This window comes from Leifsonia shinshuensis (genome assembly GCF_022606355.1).
Taxonomy (GTDB): domain Bacteria; phylum Actinomycetota; class Actinomycetes; order Actinomycetales; family Microbacteriaceae; genus Leifsonia; species Leifsonia shinshuensis_B.
Window position 1 is genome coordinate 532,893 of the sequence record NZ_JAHHZQ010000003.1, and the last position, 14,449, is coordinate 547,341.

The following is a 14,449-nucleotide window of genomic DNA, read 5'->3' on the forward strand; positions in this document are numbered from 1 at the left end:
GACATCGTGAAACGCACCGTTTTCACCGGAGGACAGGTCTTCGACGGCACATCGACGTCGCTCGCCGACGTCGTCGTGGAGGGGCGGCGCATCGTCGACGTCGGCGTCGGGTTGGACGGCGACGACGCCGTCGACTGCGCGGGGATGTCGATCGTGCCCGGCCTTTTCGACTGTCATGTCCACGTCTTGATCCGCGACCTCGACGTGGCACGCAGCGAGCAGGAGCCCTACTCGCTCCCGTACTACGAGGCGGTGCGGAACCTGTCCCTGCTGCTCGATCAGGGCATCACGTCGGCGCGCGATGCGGCCGGAGCCGACGCGGGCGTCCGGCGGGCCATCGAGAAGGGGCTCATCGAAGGCCCGCGCCTGCAGCTCGCCCTCGTCATGCTCTCCCAGACGGGCGGCCACAGCGACCTGCACCTCCCCTCGGGCGGCAGCCGGTCGATGGCGATGATGATGCCGAACCCCGGGCGGCCCCGCGCGGTGCGCGACGGCGTCGACGACGTGCGGCGGGGAGTGCGGGAGATCCTGCGCGCCGGCGCGGACGCGATCAAGGTCGCGACCACGGGAGGAGTCATGTCTGTCGGCGACGACCCGCGCCACGCGCATTTCCGCGACGACGAGCTGGAGGTGATCGCTGCCGAGGCGGCCGCGGCCGGGAGCTACTTCTTCGCCCACGCCCAGGGCGCCGAGGGGATCAAGGCGGCGCTGCGCCACGGGGCGCGCTCGATCGAGCACGGCTACCACCTCGACGATGAGGCCATCGACCTCATGTTGAGCACGGGGGCCTGGCTCGTGCCCACCCTGTCGGCGACCCAGGCGATCGTGGACGCGGGCGATCGAGGCGTGCCGATCGCGCCCGAGAGCCTCGCGCTCGCCCGGGAGGCTCTCGACGCGCACCGGGCCAGCTTCGCCCGAGCGGTCGACGCCGGCGTGAAGGTCGCGATGGGCACCGACTCCCCGCCGTACGGGCATCCCTCCGCGAGCAACCTGGACGAGCTGCAGCTGATGGTCCGGGCCTCGTCGATGACCCCCGCAGACGCCTGGAGAGCCACCACCGCGAGCGCGGCCGCCCTTCTCCGGCAGCACGACCTCGGCGCCATCGCGCCCGGCGCGCTCGCCGATCTTGTCGTGCTGGACGGCCGGCTCGCCGATCTCGGAGGCCTGCGCGAGCGGATCCGGCACGTCGTCATCGACGGGCGGCGGGTGCGGTGAGGAAGGCGCCGATCGCGGCGGCCGCGCGAGCGGGCTGCTCGTTCTCCCAGGCGTGACCGCTGCCCGCGAGCACGAGCACGTCGGCACGCGGGAGCTCGCCGGCCAGCGACAGCGCGTCCCTCAGCGGGACCACCGTGTCGTCCCTGCCGTGCAGCACGAGCGTCTCTGCGGCGATCGCCCCGAGGCGCCCGCGGGTGTCGAACGAGCGTGCGGCGGCAAACCGGCGCACGAGCCTGTCGCCTTCGTCCGACCTCGCCCCCGCGGCCCCCTCTGCGTCCGCAGGCGCTACGGCAGGAGCCATTCGTGCGAGGAGAGCTCTGGCGCGCTTCTCGTCGCCGCGTTCGAGCGCACCGAGGAGTTCCGCCACAGGAGCCGCGACCCGTTCCGCGCGGAACGGGGACTGCGATGTGGCGCCGAGCACGAGGCCGTGCAGCAGCTCCGGATGCCGCAGCGCGAACGCCTGCGCCACCATCCCGCCGAACGAGGTTCCGAGCACATGGGTCCTGGCGAAGCCGAGCGCCCGGATCAGCGCGGCGAGGTCGTCGGCGAGATCGTCGGTCGTGTACGTCGACGGTCCGAACGTTGTCGCCCCGCGGTCCCGCTGATCGTACGTGATCACCGTGAACCGGGGCACCAGGTGGCCGCGCAGCTCGTCGAAGAGCTCCTGCCCGATCTGCAGTCCGTGGACGAGGATGAGGGGAGGCCCGGCGCCGTCGAGCCGGAACGAGGTGAGCCCCGCGCCGGTGCGGACGAGCGACGCCGTGCCTGCCGTCTGCTGCGTCACCAGATCTTTCGCTTGCGCGCGTCGGCGACCAGGTCGGGATCGGGGATGAGCGCCTTGGAGGCGACGGTCGCCAGCGACTGCTGCGAGAAGTGGAAGCCGAAGTCCTCGGTCACCAGCTTGCGCCACGGGCGGTTGAGAATGTTGTGCGTCGCCCAGCGCGCGAACCGCGGGCGCTTCATGATGTCGCGGGCGAGTGCCCACGCCTTCGGCACGAGCTCCTCGCGCGGGAGCACGTCGCTGACCAGCCCGTACTCGAGCGCCTTGCGGGCGGGGATCCCGGTGCCGCCGTAGATGGCGTAGGCAGCCCGCTTGGTTCCCATCAGGTGCTGCAGCGCGAGCGAGAGCCCGTCGCCGGGGGCCGTGCCGACCATGAAGTGGGGGTCCATGAAGTCGGCGTCCTCGGCCGCGAGCGTCACGTCGCACATCAGGGCGAACTCGGTGTGGATCCCGGGGCCGTTCACCGCGGCGATGGTGGGGATGTCGATGTTGTTCACGAAGTTCTCGATCAGTTTCCAGGCGTCGATCGTCTGCTGGAAGATGTAGTCCGGGGTCTCGTCGACCAGCGGCTTCGGCCAGGTCTGACGCGGGTCGCCCTGGAACCACGCGTCGCCCGTCCCCGTGATGATCAGCACCTGGTTCTCGGGGTCGTTCCCGACGTCCTGCCAGACCCGGCTCCAGGCGTTGTGCGCGGCCCAGTTGTGCACGTACGATCCGCCATCGGTGTGCAGGCGCAGCTCGAGGATGCCGCCCTCCCGTCGCATCTCGAAGAAGTCGGCGTAGCGCTTCGAGTACTCCTCCAGCGGGGTGGGTGCGACGTGACCGTCCCATCCGAAGCTCGATGTGTCCACCATGAAAAGTCCCTTCGTCGGGGCGGCCGTTCCCGCCCGTTAACGAGACACTTTATCTCGATAAGCGGGTGAAGGCCCGTGCGGGGCGGATCCCGCAGGGAACGCGCACTCTGCGGGCAACACCCGAAGTTTCCCGCCTCTAATCGGCGCCCTGCCGCCACAAACCGGTCACCACGAGCTCGACGATCTCGTGCGCGTCATCCCGGGTGAACGGGCGAGCGCGACGCAGGACGAACCACTGCACGGGGCCCGCGAGCATCATGTTGACGAATGGCGCATCGGTGGGCGGGAGCTGCCCCGCCTCGGTGGCGCGATCGAGGCGGCGCTGGAGGTCGTCGGTGCGGCGGTCCAGAAGCTCCCGGCCGAGGCGGTGCACCTCGTCGGAGTCGTCCGCGCGACCGAGCAGCAGCTGCAGCATCGCACGACCGCTGGCGGACGCAGCGGCCTCGGCGAACGCGAGCAGGAAGGCGGTCAGATCGCGCACGATCTCCCCGGTGTCGTCGATCGGCACCGAGAGCTCGGCGAACCGCCCGAGCACCTCGCGGACCAGGTCATCCCGCTTGGGCCATCGGCGGTACACCGTGGCCCGACCGACCTGAGCACGAGAGGCCAGCTCCTCGTACTGCAGCCCATCGATCCCCTTGTCGGCGAGGATCTCGAGCGCCGCCGCCAGCAACCGCTCGGTGACATCGCGGTTGCGCCCGCCGGGACGACGCATCGGTGAGGAGTCGACCGCCATGCGCCGCGACCTCCTTCCGGGTTCTCAGCCGATGCTAGCCGCTCCGCCGCGGAGCTCGGCAGGAACAACTCATCACGTGACGGGCCCGACGCGTGCAGCCAGATGCCCGACTCGACGTAACTGTGAAATAGGCCGATGAACCACGAAACGGCGGCTGATCATCAGCCGCCGTTTCCAGTGTTTTCGAGCTATGTAGCGAGGGCGGGACTCGAACCCGCGACACCACGATTATGAGCCGTGTGCTCTAACCACCTGAGCTACCCCGCCGGGGCCTCCCGTCGTCGCGACCGGGAGACGGAGCCCCCTGTGGGAATCGGACCCACTACCTCTTCCTTACCAAGGAAGTGCTCTACCAATGAGCTAAGGGGGCGAAGCCGGGGCATCCGGAGAAGTCCGGGCCGTTTTCGGCAACCGTACGAGGATACCATCCTCGCGAGGGTGCTTCGTACCACCCGGACCCCCCGAAAACCCGTCGGCGCGGAGCGCGCGCGGCACTCGGGGCGCCGCCGCGTCGGGCGTCGGCTACGCGGCCTTGGCGGTTTCCGAGGCGCCGTCCAGCGCGGCCAGCTCGTCAGGGGTGAGCTCGACGGTGACCGAGGCGAGGAGGTCGGGAAGCTGCTCCAGCGTGCGGGCGCTCGCGATCGGTGCGGTGACCGTCGGCTGGGCGGCGAGCCAGGCGAGGGCGATGGTCGCCACGGAGGCGCCGTGGGCCGCCGCGACGTCGTCGAGGGCGGCGAGCACGCTGTGGCCGGTCTGGTCGAGGTACTTCGCTGCTCCGGCCGCGCGGGCGCTCTCGACGGTCACACCGTCGCGGTACTTGCCGGTCAGGAACCCCGCGGCGAGCGCGAAGTACGGCATGACGCCCAGGTTCTCGCGCTCGGCGAGCGCACGGTACTTCTCTTCGTACGAGCGCTCGACCAGGTTGTAGTGCGGCTGCAGGGCGACGGCCCGGTGGAGGCCCTCGCGCTCGGTGATCGCGAACCACTCCTCGATACGCTCCGGCGAGTAGTTGGAGATGCCGATGGCGCGCACCTTGCCGGCGTCGACCAGACCCGACAGGGCGCCGACAGTCTCCTCCAGCGGAACACTCTCGTCGTCGAAGTGCGCGTAGTAGAGGTCGATGCGGTCGCTCTTCAGGCGCTCCAGAGAAGCGTCCGCGGCGCGGCGGATGTTGTCGGCGGCGAGGCCCTTGAAGTCGGGGTGCTGACTGACCTTTGTCGCGAGCACCACGTCGTCGCGGTTGCCGCGAGCCTCGAACCACTCGCCGAGGATGCGCTCCGAGTCGCCGCCGGTGTTGCCGGGCACCCACGCCGAGTAGCCGTCCGCCGTGTCGACGAAGTTGCCCCCGGCCGCCGTGTAGGCGTCGAGCACGGCGAAGGAGGTGTCGCGGTCGGCCGTCCAGCCGAACACGTTCCCACCCAGCGAGAGTGGGAAGACGTGGAGGTCGGAGGTTCCGATGGCGCGGCGCGGAGAAGTCATTCCGTGATCCTTTCGTGGCTGTCTCCTCACGCTAACGCGGCGGCCCTGGCGCTATTCCGTTTGTGACCGAAGATGTGGAGAGGTGAAGGCTGGGCTCTACTGTGGAGGAATGTCCGGATCCCTCACGACGCCATCGCCCGAGCGCGTGCTCTCCGCCGACTGCGCCGCCTGCACCGGACTCTGCTGCGTCGCGCTCGCGTTCGCGCGCTCCTCCGACTTCGCCTTCGACAAGGCGGCGGGCGAGGAGTGCGTCAACCTCGCCGACGACTTCCGCTGCCGCATCCACCCGCGACTGCGCGAGCGCGGATTCAAGGGGTGCACGGTCTTCGACTGCTTCGGGGCCGGTCAGCACGTCACGCAGCACACCTTCGACGGTTCCGACTGGCGCGACGGCGATCCGGTGCGCGCGGGGATGTTCGCGGTCTTCCCGATCGTCCGCCAGCTGCACGAGCTGCTCTGGTACCTGCGCGAGGCACTCGGGATGCCGGCCGCCGCGCCCCTCCACCCGGCTCTCCGCAGTTCCTGGAACGAGGTCACGGCCGCCGCCGACGCGGCGCCGGACGCCATCCTCCAGCTCGATGTCGACGCGCTCCGCGACCCCGCCGCGGTGCTCCTGCGCGAGGCAGCACGCCTCACCCGGGAATCCGGCCGGCAGGCCGACCGCCGCGCCCGCCTCCGCGTCCCGCGCTCACGTCTGACGCCAGGGGCCGACCTCCTCGGCGCCGACCTGCGCGGCGCCGACCTGCGCGGCGCGGAGCTGCGCGGCGCCCTCCTGATCGCCGCCGACCTCCGCGACGCCGACCTCGCCGGCGCGGAACTGATCGGCGCCGACCTCCGCGACGCACGGCTTCACGGCGCGAACCTCGAGGGCGCGATCTACCTCACGCAGCCGCAGGTGGATGCCGCCCAGGGCGACCCCCGCACCCGCCTCCCCGCCGCGCTCCGCCGGCCCTCCCACTGGACCTGACGCCGCGGGGCACGTCGCCCGAGAACCCCGCGGACACCCGCCGCCCAGTCGATAGGGCTAGCATGGCTCGCATGCGCCGACGACGGCGTGCCGATCCCGGTGCCGCAGCGGCGGCGTGCGAGGCAGGCCGGCGCCGCCGTCTCCTCACGCAATGCGTCCGCTCCGGTGCTCCCGTCCGTCCCCAAGACAGGTGATCCGTATTCAGACCTCCGAATCCCCCCGCACGCTGACGCCGAGCACTCCCGGCCGCGAGTGGTGGCGCTCCGCCGTCATCTACCAGGTGTATCCGCGCTCGTTCGCCGACGCCGACGGCGACGGCATGGGCGATCTGCCGGGCATCACCCGCCGCCTCCCCGCTCTGCGCGAGCTCGGCGTCGACGCTGTGTGGCTGTCCCCGTTCTACACGTCTCCGCAGAACGACGCCGGCTACGACGTGGCCGACTACCGCGACGTCGACCCGAGCTTCGGCACGCTGGCCGACTTCGACGCGCTGCTCGAGACGGCGCACGGCCTCGGCCTGCGGGTCATCATCGACATCGTCCCGAACCACTCCTCGAGCGAGCACGTCTGGTTCCAGGAGGCGCTGGCCGCTGCACCGGGCAGTCCGGAGCGCGCGCGCTACCTGTTCCGCGATGGCAAGGGCCCGAACGGCGACGAGGCGCCCAACAACTGGGAGTCGATCTTCGGCGGCCCCGCGTGGACCCGGATCACGGAGGCCGACGGCACCCCCGGCCAGTGGTACCTCCACCTGTTCGACAAGTCGCAGCCCGACTTCGACTGGGAGAACCCGTGGGTCTGGGAGCAGTTCCGTGACATCCTGCGCTTCTGGCTCGACCGGGGCGTCGACGGTTTCCGCGTCGATGTCGCACACGGCATGGTCAAGGAGACCGGCCTCCCCGACTACACGCCGCCGGCGAACGTCGGCAGCATGGGCGGTGGACCGGTCGCGACCACCACGGGCGGCATCGTCCTCGAGCCGGAGATCAGCGCCCACGCCGAGCAGGAGCCGGTGACGCCGCCGTACTTCGGTCAGGACGGCGTGCACGCGATCTACCGCGACTGGCACACGGTCCTCGACGAATACGAGGGCGATCGCGTGCTGTGCGGCGAGGCCTGGGTCGAGCCGATGGAGAAGCTCGCCAACTGGGTGCGCGCCGACGAGATGCAGCAGACCTTCAACTTCGGCTACCTGGAGACGCCGTGGAACGCCGCGGCCCTCCGCGCGGTGATCGACCGTTCCATCGCCGTGTTCGGCAGCGTCGGCGCCCCGAGCACGTGGGTGCTGTCGAACCACGACGTGGTCCGGCACGCGACCCGTCTCGCCCTGGAGGGCGAGAACCTGCAGGGCCACGGCATCGGCCCGAAGTCGACCGGCATCCCGGACACCGCCTTCGCCCTGCGCCGCGCGCGTGCGGCCACCGCGCTCATGCTCGCGCTTCCCGGCTCCGCCTACCTGTACCAGGGAGAGGAGCTCGGCCTCCCCGAGGCCATCGACCTGCCGGACGACGCCCGCCAGGATCCGACCTGGTTCCGCACGAACGGCGAGCGCTACGGCCGCGACGGCTGCCGCGTCCCCATCCCGTGGGAGGGCACGGACCCGTCGTACGGCTTCGGCCCCGGCCCGAAGAGCTGGCTGCCGCAGCCGGCGTCGTGGGCGACCTACACCCGGTCGTCGCAGCAGGGCGTGCCCGGGTCGACCCTGACGATGTACCAGGAGGCGCTGGCCGCGCGGCGCGAGCACGACCTCGCGTTCGGCGAGCTCGAGTGGTCGAACGCGGGAGAGGGCGCCCTGGTCTTCCGCACCGCTGGGGTCACGGTCGCCGTGAACTTCGGCGCAGCTCCGCTGCCGCTGCCTGAGGGCACGGTCGTCCTCGCGAGCGGTCCTCTCGACGACGGGATGCTCCCGCGCGACACCACCGTGTGGCTGGTCTGACCCGGCCGCCCTCGAGCACAGACGTCTCGCGTCACCGGCGGAGGGGATCCATCCCGGGATGGATCCCCTCCGTTATCGTTTCGGCGCGCGTGCGTCTGACCAGGTGTCCTCCGCGACCCTGAAGGCGACACGGCGCGCGCAGTCACCGGAGGACCGTCCGGCCCGATCGCGATCTCGGGTCGGTCGGCGGAGGGGATCCTGAGCCCGTGGCAGGGGATCTCCTCCGCCGACTCATCCGGTCAGCTCGCGTTGGCCTTCAGCCACGCGACCGGGTCGACCGGCTCCGTGCCGTTCAGCCGGATCTCGAAGTGCAGGTGCGTCCCTGTCGAGATTCCCGTGTTGCCCACACGCCCGACGATGTCGGCGACGGCGACCCGCTGGCCCGCGGACACCCGCACGGATCCGGTCTGCATGTGGCAGTACTTGCTGCTGATCAGCTGCCCGCCGATCATGTGATCGATGGTGACGTTCACGCCGCAGCCGCCGTCGTCCCTGGCCACGACCTCCCGGACCACCCCGTCGGCGATGATCTGGATGGGGACCCCGGCGCCCGGCGTGAAGTCGACGCCGAGGTGGTCGGTGGAGGCGCCCGCCGTGGGTGCGACGCGGTACCCGAAGCCGTCGCTGATCGGCACGCCGACCGGGAAGGGCCACTGGACGGCCCCCGCCGGGTTGTTGCGGAAGGTGTCGGCGATCCGCATGGAGCGCAGCGCGGCGAGCTGCTCGCCCGATGTGGCTGCGCCGCTGTCGCGGATGATCGCCTCGTTCTCGGCGGAGGTGACGCTGTCGAGCGCCTGGATCTCGCCTTCGGTCGCGGGAGCACTGCTGAAGTGGGCCGTGACATTCCTGGCTCGCACGTCGTCGTGACTGAGCAGGGCCATCGCCGGCACGGTCGTCGCGACCGCGATCCCCAGCACCGACAGCATGGCGAGCAGGCTCACTCCCCGGCTGAATCGCGGAGACTGCGACCTGGCCTCCCGCTCGCGCTGTTCGAGCTCCTCACGCCGGCGGGCCTCCCGGCGCGTCAGCGGGGCGTCGGCGCCGTGGGGTGCGCGGATACCGTTCCGAGGTCTGGTTTCGCGGCGCACCGACCCAATATAACGAAACGGTAACCGCCTCACCAATCGAGGCGGCCGCCTCACTCCCAGTGCGAGTAGTACCCCTGCACCAGCGGGTCGAGCTGCTCGAACAGGTCGGGGGCCGCCGCGATCAGGAGGTCCGCGCCGGCGGGAGAGCCGCCGAGCCCGCCGAGTCGCGCGCCGGCCTCCTGAGCGATGAGCGCTCCTGCCGCGTGATCCCAGGGGTTGAGCCCGCGCTCGTAGTACGCGTCGAGCCGACCGCAGGCGACCGAGCAGAGGTCGAGGGAGGCGGCGCCGATGCGCCGGATGTCCCGCACCCGCGGGATCAGTTCGGTGACGAACGCCGCCTGCTTCCTGCGCTTCTCCGGGTCGTAGCCGAACCCGGTCCCGACGAGGGCGAGCGGGAGGTCCACCCCGGTGTTCACCTGGATGGGCGTTCCGTTCAACCGCGCTCCGGCCCCGGCCGCAGCGGTGAACACCTCGCCGGTGGACGGATTCACGACCGCCCCGGCGAGCGTGCGCCAGGTCGCGGGATCGGGTTCGCCCTCCACCACCGCGACGCTGACGGCCCAGGCCGGGATGTCGTAGAAGTAGTTGACCGTGCCGTCGATGGGGTCGACCACCCAGGTCAGCCCGCTGGTCCCCGGCTCTGCGTCCGACTCCTCGCCCAGGAACCCGTCGCGCGGCCGGGCGGCGGCGAGCGCGCTCCGGATCAGGTCCTCCGACTCGCGATCGGCCCGCGTCACGATGTCGGTGATCGTCGACTTGGAGGCTGCGACCTCGACCCCGTCGCGGCGCCTCTGCAGAGCAAGCGCACCGGCACGGCGGGCGACGGTGGCGGCGATCTCGAGCAGCTCGGTCGTGGAGGGCATGCGACCAGCCTGGCACACCAGAGGGGAGCTCCCCCACGAAGAAAGGGACCCGGATGCACCGGGCCCCTTTACGAGTGTGGCGAGTGAGGGATTCGAACCCCCGAAGGCTACGCCGGCTGATTTACAGTCAGATCCCTTTGGCCGCTTGGGTAACTCGCCGTTCGCGCTCACGACCAGCAGTCCGCTGCTGTCCGAAGGCGCCATGTAAGGATACTCGGCGCGCGCCGTCTCACGAAATCGACGGGACCCGGCCCGGGCCCTCCTTCTGCCGCCCGCGAATTCGCACACGGCAGAACAACGCGACAACCGGACGGGCGCGGCAGCAGGATGGCGCCATGACCACTCCTGAGACCATCTCCCCCGTGCAACGCCTGCTCGAGGAGCGGATCGTGTTCCTCGGCACCGAAGTGAACGACGAGTCGGCCGGCGAGGTCTGCGCGCAGCTCCTGCTGCTCGACTCGATCGCCTCCGACCGCGACATCTTCCTCTACATCAACTCGCCAGGCGGCTCGATCACCTCGGGCTTCGCCGTCTACGACACGATGAACTTCGTCCGCTCCGACGTGGCGACCGTCGCGCTGGGCTTCGCGGCCTCGATGGGCCAGTTCCTGCTGTCCTCCGGCGCTCCGGGCAAGCGGTACGCGCTGCCGAACTCGTCGATCGTGATGCACCAGCCCCACGGCGGCTTCGGCGGCACGAGCGCCGACATCCAGACCCAGGCCAAGCAGATCCTGCACTTCAAGCGCAGGATGGCGGAGCTGACCAGCGAGCAGACCGGCAAGACGGTCGAGCAGATCATCGAAGACGGCGACCGCGACCGGTGGTTCACGGCCGACGAGGCGCGGGAGTACGGGTTCGTCGACGAGGTCATCGGCTCGACGCGGGCGCTCGCCGGCTGACCGCCCTCGGCGACGACCGGGAGCGTCAGGTGGCTGCGGGGGCGTGGGGCGGCTGCCGGGGGTCAGGCCGCCAGCAGCACAGCGTGCGGCACACCGGACGCCAGCTGCTCCTCCGCGAACTCCGCCGTCGCGGGCGACCGCTCCGGGAGGAGGCTCAGCACCTCGACCCTGGCGAACTCCGCGACCACCTGCGAGAGCAGCTCGCGCTCCGTCACATCGAGCACGCGGCAGAGCGCCGCCAGGATCTCCGACGACGCCTCCTTGCGGCCGCGCTCGATCTCGGAGAGGTAGGGCACGCTGATCCGCGAGCTCTCCGAGAGCTCGCGCAGGGTCGCACCGCGCTCGGTCCGCAGCCGGCGGAGCACCGAGCCGATCGCGTGCCGCATCAACATGCCTGAAGCCTAAGCCGACCCCCGCCGTCCGCACCCTGCCGGTTTCGCGATTCCGCCCACAGCAGAACGCGACGGACGCTACTCGCGTTCCGCGCGGGCGAGCACCTCCGGCGGCAGGACTTTCCTCGCCCCGATCACCTCGAAGGCGACGAGGCGGCCTCCCTCGTCGTACTCCGCGTCGACGTACGAGCCGGCCGGAACTCCGCCGACCGCCGCGTGGCGCGCCCCGGCCGCGCCGCCCTCGTCGACCACGAGAAGCGCCACGTCCAGTTCCGGATCGTAGACCAGCCGCATGCCCTCGACGCTACGGCAGCGGATCCGCCCTGCCATCGGACCGCCGTACCACTTCGGCGACACACCCCTCCTCCTTCCGTCGATGTCGGTGGGTGAGCGCACAATCGTCGGCATGAGGACATTGGAGATTTGCGAACGGTGCGATGGCACAGGGGCCGACCCCGTCCAGCACGGCGAAGAGATCGACCTCTGCGCGGAGTGCTTCGGCGACGGCTGCCACGTCACGTACTTCGTCGAGCTGGAGAAGACCGCCTGAACCGCTCGCAACCGTCCTGAGCGCTTTCCTGAGAGAACTCTCATGAACGGTCGATCGGTCCGCTGCGGCCCCCTCGAACCGCCGCGCTCCCCTCGTCCTGCCTGGCCATGGACGAGTTCGCGCCGCCCGCCGGCGCTGACCCCCATTCGTGGGTGGCCCAGCGGTTTGCCGCACTCTGCGACGACGCGTGGCCCAGCCTGCCCTGCGGAGAATCCCAGGCTGCTCTGATGAGACTCGGGTGTCGATCCGGAACGAGTGAATGGAGCGCCCGTGACCGAACCGAGTGCCGAACCCCGCCACGCGAGGCCTGGTACGAGTCCCCGACGGCGCCGCATCGCGACGATCATCGCCGGAGGAGTCGCCGTCGTCCTCGTGGCAGCGGCCGGAGTCGCCGTGTGGAAGTACGTGGACCTCTCCAACGGGATCCGCCGATCAGCGGTCACGATGCCCACGGGCTCGGCGAATCCTGGTGTGGCTCAGAACACCGGCGAGTCGAACATCCTGATCATGGGCCTGGACAGCCGGGTGGATCAGAACGGCAAGCCGCTCCCGCAGGAGATCTACGACGCGATCCGGGCCGGTGACCAGTCCGACGGCGGCTACAACGCCAACGTCCTCATGTTCATCCACATCCCCGCGAACGGCGGCAAGGCCTCCGGGATCTCGATCCCGCGCGACGACTACGCGTCCCTCTCCGGGTCCCCGGACGGCGTCGCTCGATCGAAGATCAAGGAGGCGTACGGGCTCGCCCTGGACGAGAAGCTCCGCGAGCTCCGCAAGCAGGGCGTCGCCGAGGCGGACGCGTACCAGCAGGCGCGCACGGCGGCGCGGCAGACCCAGATCCAGACGGTCTCCGACTTCCTCGGCGGCGTGCGCATCGACCACTTCGTCGAGATCACGATGGGCGCGTTCTACGAGATCGCGAAGGCGGTCCAGCCGATCACCGTGTGCCTGAACCACGCCACGCAGGACAGATTCTCCGGCGCCGACTTCCAGGCGGGCGTCCAGCAGATCGACGCCTCCCAGGCGATGAGCTTCGTGCGTCAGCGCCGCGACACGGGCCCGACCGATCTCGAGCTGACCGACCTCGACAGGACCAGGCGGCAGCAGGCGTTCATCGTCTCGTTGGCCGTCCAGCTCCGGCAGGCGAAGACGTTCACCGACTTCGGCACCCTGCAGTCCCTCATCGACACGGCGAAGACCTACATCGCCGTCGACGACGGCCTCGACCTGCTCAGCTTCGCCTCGCAGGCCCAGCGGCTCTCCGGAGGGAACATCGACTTCCAGACGCTTCCGGTGGAGCGCTACGAAAGCATCGACGGGAAGTCGGTGAACATCGTCGACCTCGCGAAGATCCGGGCGATCGTGGACGCCGTGCTGAACCCGCCGACCACCAAGCCGGAGGCCCCCGCGACCGCCGGCCCGACAGCAGCGCCGACACCGACCGACCCGGCCACCCCGGAGCTGCCGGCGAACACGTACACCGACAGCGCGACGCCGCTGCAGTCCGGCGCCATCCCGTGCGTGAACTGAGCGCCGGCTCGGTCCGGCTGCAGCTCGCCCCCGCCCTGCGATCGCCGCGCGCCACGAGCGTGCTGCTGCTCGCCACGACGCTCTTCCTGACCGCGTTCGGCGTGCTCATGGTGCTCTCGTCGTCGTCGATCGAGTCCCACCTCGATTCGGACAGCTTCTTCGCCCGCTTCGGCTCGCAGCTGACCTTCGCGGTCATCGGCGTCGCCGTGATGCTCCTCGTCGCGCGACTCCCGCTGCGCCTCTGGCGACGGGCGTCGTTCGTGCTGCTGGCCGTCTGCTGCCTGCTGCAGCTCATCGCCGTGCTCACGCCGCTCGGCGTGAAGATCGGCGACAACACGAACTGGCTGCGGATCGGCCCCTTCACCGGCCAGCCGTCCGAGGGGATCAAGATCGGGCTCGTCCTCTGGCTCGGGTTCGCCCTCGGATCGCGGGAGCACCTGTTGCAGGACTGGCAGAACCTCGTGAAGCTGGTCCTTCCCGTGGCCGGAGGCGCCATCCTGGTCGTGCTCCTCGGCGGTGACCTCGGCACGACCGTGATCATGTCGGCGTTCACCCTCGGCGCCCTGTTCTTCGCCGGCGCGCGGCTGCGCCATCTCGCGGTGATCGTCGTGGTCGGCGCGATCGCGGCGGTCGCTGTCGCGCTGTCGAGTGCGACGCGGCGCGGGCGGATCTCGGCCTTCTTCGGCGGGACGAGCGCGGTCAACCCCGACGTCAACTGGCAGCTCGACAACGCGCACTACGCCCTGGCGACCGGCGGACTCTGGGGAGTCGGACTCGGCAACTCGCGCTCCAAATGGTCCTGGCTGCCCTCGGCCGACACCGACTTCATCTTCGCGGTCATCGGCGAAGAGCTGGGCCTCATCGGCGGGCTCCTCGTCCTCTGCCTCTTCGGACTCCTCACCTGGCTGCTGCTGCGCGTCCTCGTGACGACCACCGACCCGACGGCCCGCATCGTGACGGGCACGATCCTGGTCTGGCTCATCGGTCAGGCGTTCGTGAACATCGGCGTGGTGCTGGGCCTCATCCCGGTGCTCGGCGTCCCGCTGCCGTTCATCTCGGCGGGAGGCACGGCCCTGATCGCCTCCCTCGTCGCCGTCGGCCTGACCCTGGCAGCGGCGAGGGACTCCGCACCGCGGATGAACACGTCGCCCTAGAATCG

At 70.5% G+C, this 14,449-nt stretch carries 15 protein-coding genes and 3 tRNA genes; 7 read left to right on the forward strand and 11 right to left on the reverse strand.

Translation table 11 applies throughout. The annotated features are described in order from the left end of the window. The first annotated feature begins 6 nt into the window (after positions 1–6). Entirely contained in the window at positions 7–1,215 is a 1,209-nt protein-coding gene (locus KNO15_RS13950) for a metal-dependent hydrolase family protein (RefSeq protein WP_241704352.1), read from the forward strand. Here KNO15_RS13950 and KNO15_RS13955 read toward each other — a convergent pair. The 6 genes from KNO15_RS13955 to KNO15_RS13980 all read right to left on the reverse strand — a co-directional run bounded on the left by KNO15_RS13955 (position 1,190) and on the right by KNO15_RS13980 (position 5,065). Continuing rightward, positions 1,190–1,999, reverse strand: coding sequence for an alpha/beta fold hydrolase (locus KNO15_RS13955; protein WP_241704353.1), 810 nt, complete (start codon positions 1,997–1,999; stop codon positions 1,190–1,192). The two genes, KNO15_RS13950 and KNO15_RS13955, sit on opposite strands and share 26 nt — an antisense overlap. Beyond that, on the reverse strand, positions 1,996–2,850 hold the full coding sequence (locus KNO15_RS13960) for an enoyl-CoA hydratase/isomerase family protein (RefSeq protein WP_241704354.1): 855 nt from the start codon (positions 2,848–2,850) through the stop codon (positions 1,996–1,998). Before KNO15_RS13960 ends, KNO15_RS13955 begins: the two co-directional genes overlap by 4 nt. A gap of 136 nt (positions 2,851–2,986) precedes the next feature. Then, positions 2,987–3,586 (reverse strand): TetR/AcrR family transcriptional regulator, encoded by a 600-nt coding sequence (locus KNO15_RS13965; RefSeq protein ID WP_241704355.1) that lies wholly within the window; start codon positions 3,584–3,586, stop codon positions 2,987–2,989. A 193-nt stretch (positions 3,587–3,779) separates the two neighbouring features. Beyond that, positions 3,780–3,853, reverse strand: a tRNA-Met gene (locus tag KNO15_RS13970). Positions 3,854–3,884: 31 nt separating this feature from the next. After that, positions 3,885–3,956, reverse strand: a tRNA-Thr gene (locus tag KNO15_RS13975). A 152-nt stretch (positions 3,957–4,108) separates the two neighbouring features. Then, positions 4,109–5,065: an aldo/keto reductase gene (locus KNO15_RS13980; RefSeq protein WP_241704356.1), complete on the reverse strand. Its 957-nt coding sequence runs from the start codon at positions 5,063–5,065 to the stop codon at positions 4,109–4,111. 109 nt (positions 5,066–5,174) lie between these two features. On the opposite strand from KNO15_RS13980, the gene KNO15_RS13985 reads away from it, so the two are divergent. Together KNO15_RS13985 and KNO15_RS13990 are read left to right on the forward strand one after the other, a co-directional pair. Next, on the forward strand, positions 5,175–6,032 hold the full coding sequence (locus KNO15_RS13985) for a pentapeptide repeat-containing protein (RefSeq protein ID WP_241704358.1): 858 nt from the start codon (positions 5,175–5,177) through the stop codon (positions 6,030–6,032). A 151-nt stretch (positions 6,033–6,183) separates the two neighbouring features. Continuing rightward, positions 6,184–7,965: a glycoside hydrolase family 13 protein gene (locus tag KNO15_RS13990; RefSeq protein ID WP_374113171.1), complete on the forward strand. Its 1,782-nt coding sequence runs from the start codon at positions 6,184–6,186 to the stop codon at positions 7,963–7,965. A 239-nt stretch (positions 7,966–8,204) separates the two neighbouring features. On the opposite strand, the gene KNO15_RS23350 is transcribed toward KNO15_RS13990, so the two are convergent. From KNO15_RS23350 to KNO15_RS14005, 3 genes are all read right to left on the reverse strand, one after another. Next, a complete protein-coding gene (locus tag KNO15_RS23350; protein WP_241704361.1) occupies positions 8,205–9,053 on the reverse strand; it encodes a M23 family metallopeptidase in 849 nt (282 codons plus the stop codon). 50 nt (positions 9,054–9,103) lie between these two features. Further along, entirely contained in the window at positions 9,104–9,916 is an 813-nt protein-coding gene (locus tag KNO15_RS14000) for an inositol monophosphatase family protein (protein ID WP_241704363.1), read from the reverse strand. A gap of 77 nt (positions 9,917–9,993) precedes the next feature. Continuing rightward, positions 9,994–10,075: transfer RNA gene (locus tag KNO15_RS14005), tRNA-Tyr, on the reverse strand. Positions 10,076–10,194: 119 nt separating this feature from the next. Between KNO15_RS14005 and KNO15_RS14010 the strand changes: the two genes are divergently transcribed. Further along, positions 10,195–10,815: an ATP-dependent Clp protease proteolytic subunit gene (locus KNO15_RS14010; RefSeq protein ID WP_308220446.1), complete on the forward strand. Its 621-nt coding sequence runs from the start codon at positions 10,195–10,197 to the stop codon at positions 10,813–10,815. Positions 10,816–10,877: 62 nt separating this feature from the next. Here KNO15_RS14010 and KNO15_RS23145 read toward each other — a convergent pair whose 3' ends face one another. Both KNO15_RS23145 and KNO15_RS14020 read right to left on the reverse strand, forming a co-directional pair. Continuing rightward, on the reverse strand, positions 10,878–11,207 hold the full coding sequence (locus KNO15_RS23145) for a helix-turn-helix domain-containing protein (RefSeq protein ID WP_278046538.1): 330 nt from the start codon (positions 11,205–11,207) through the stop codon (positions 10,878–10,880). Between the two features lie 78 nt (positions 11,208–11,285). After that, a complete protein-coding gene (locus KNO15_RS14020; protein ID WP_241704366.1) occupies positions 11,286–11,501 on the reverse strand; it encodes a hypothetical protein in 216 nt (71 codons plus the stop codon). Between the two features lie 112 nt (positions 11,502–11,613). On the opposite strand from KNO15_RS14020, the gene KNO15_RS14025 reads away from it, so the two are divergent. The 3 genes from KNO15_RS14025 to KNO15_RS14035 all read left to right on the forward strand — a co-directional run bounded on the left by KNO15_RS14025 (position 11,614) and on the right by KNO15_RS14035 (position 14,444). Beyond that, positions 11,614–11,757: a hypothetical protein gene (locus tag KNO15_RS14025; RefSeq protein WP_241704368.1), complete on the forward strand. Its 144-nt coding sequence runs from the start codon at positions 11,614–11,616 to the stop codon at positions 11,755–11,757. A gap of 270 nt (positions 11,758–12,027) precedes the next feature. After that, positions 12,028–13,290, forward strand: a complete 1,263-nt coding sequence (locus KNO15_RS14030) for an LCP family protein (protein WP_241704370.1) — start codon at positions 12,028–12,030, stop codon at positions 13,288–13,290. Continuing rightward, complete coding sequence (locus KNO15_RS14035) at positions 13,278–14,444, forward strand: FtsW/RodA/SpoVE family cell cycle protein (protein WP_241704371.1); 1,167 nt, start codon at positions 13,278–13,280, stop codon at positions 14,442–14,444. Before KNO15_RS14030 ends, KNO15_RS14035 begins: the two co-directional genes overlap by 13 nt. Positions 14,445–14,449 lie beyond the last annotated feature (5 nt).

Bases quoted from the DNA above. Each gene is read 5' to 3' on its own strand.
- KNO15_RS13965 (WP_241704355.1), bottom strand. From the start codon at position 3,586: ATGGCGGTCGACTCCTCACCGATGCGTCGTCCCGGCGGGCGCAACCGC.
- KNO15_RS13960 (WP_241704354.1), bottom strand. From the start codon at position 2,850: ATGGTGGACACATCGAGCTTCGGATGGGACGGTCACGTCGCACCCACC.
- KNO15_RS14025 (WP_241704368.1), top strand. From the start codon at position 11,614: ATGAGGACATTGGAGATTTGCGAACGGTGCGATGGCACAGGGGCCGAC.
- KNO15_RS13980 (WP_241704356.1), bottom strand. From the start codon at position 5,065: ATGACTTCTCCGCGCCGCGCCATCGGAACCTCCGACCTCCACGTCTTC.
- KNO15_RS13985 (WP_241704358.1), top strand. From the start codon at position 5,175: ATGTCCGGATCCCTCACGACGCCATCGCCCGAGCGCGTGCTCTCCGCC.
- KNO15_RS14020 (WP_241704366.1), bottom strand. From the start codon at position 11,501: ATGCGGCTGGTCTACGATCCGGAACTGGACGTGGCGCTTCTCGTGGTC.
- KNO15_RS13990 (WP_374113171.1), top strand. From the start codon at position 6,184: ATGCGTCCGCTCCGGTGCTCCCGTCCGTCCCCAAGACAGGTGATCCGT.
- KNO15_RS23145 (WP_278046538.1), bottom strand. From the start codon at position 11,207: ATGTTGATGCGGCACGCGATCGGCTCGGTGCTCCGCCGGCTGCGGACC.
- KNO15_RS14000 (WP_241704363.1), bottom strand. From the start codon at position 9,916: ATGCCCTCCACGACCGAGCTGCTCGAGATCGCCGCCACCGTCGCCCGC.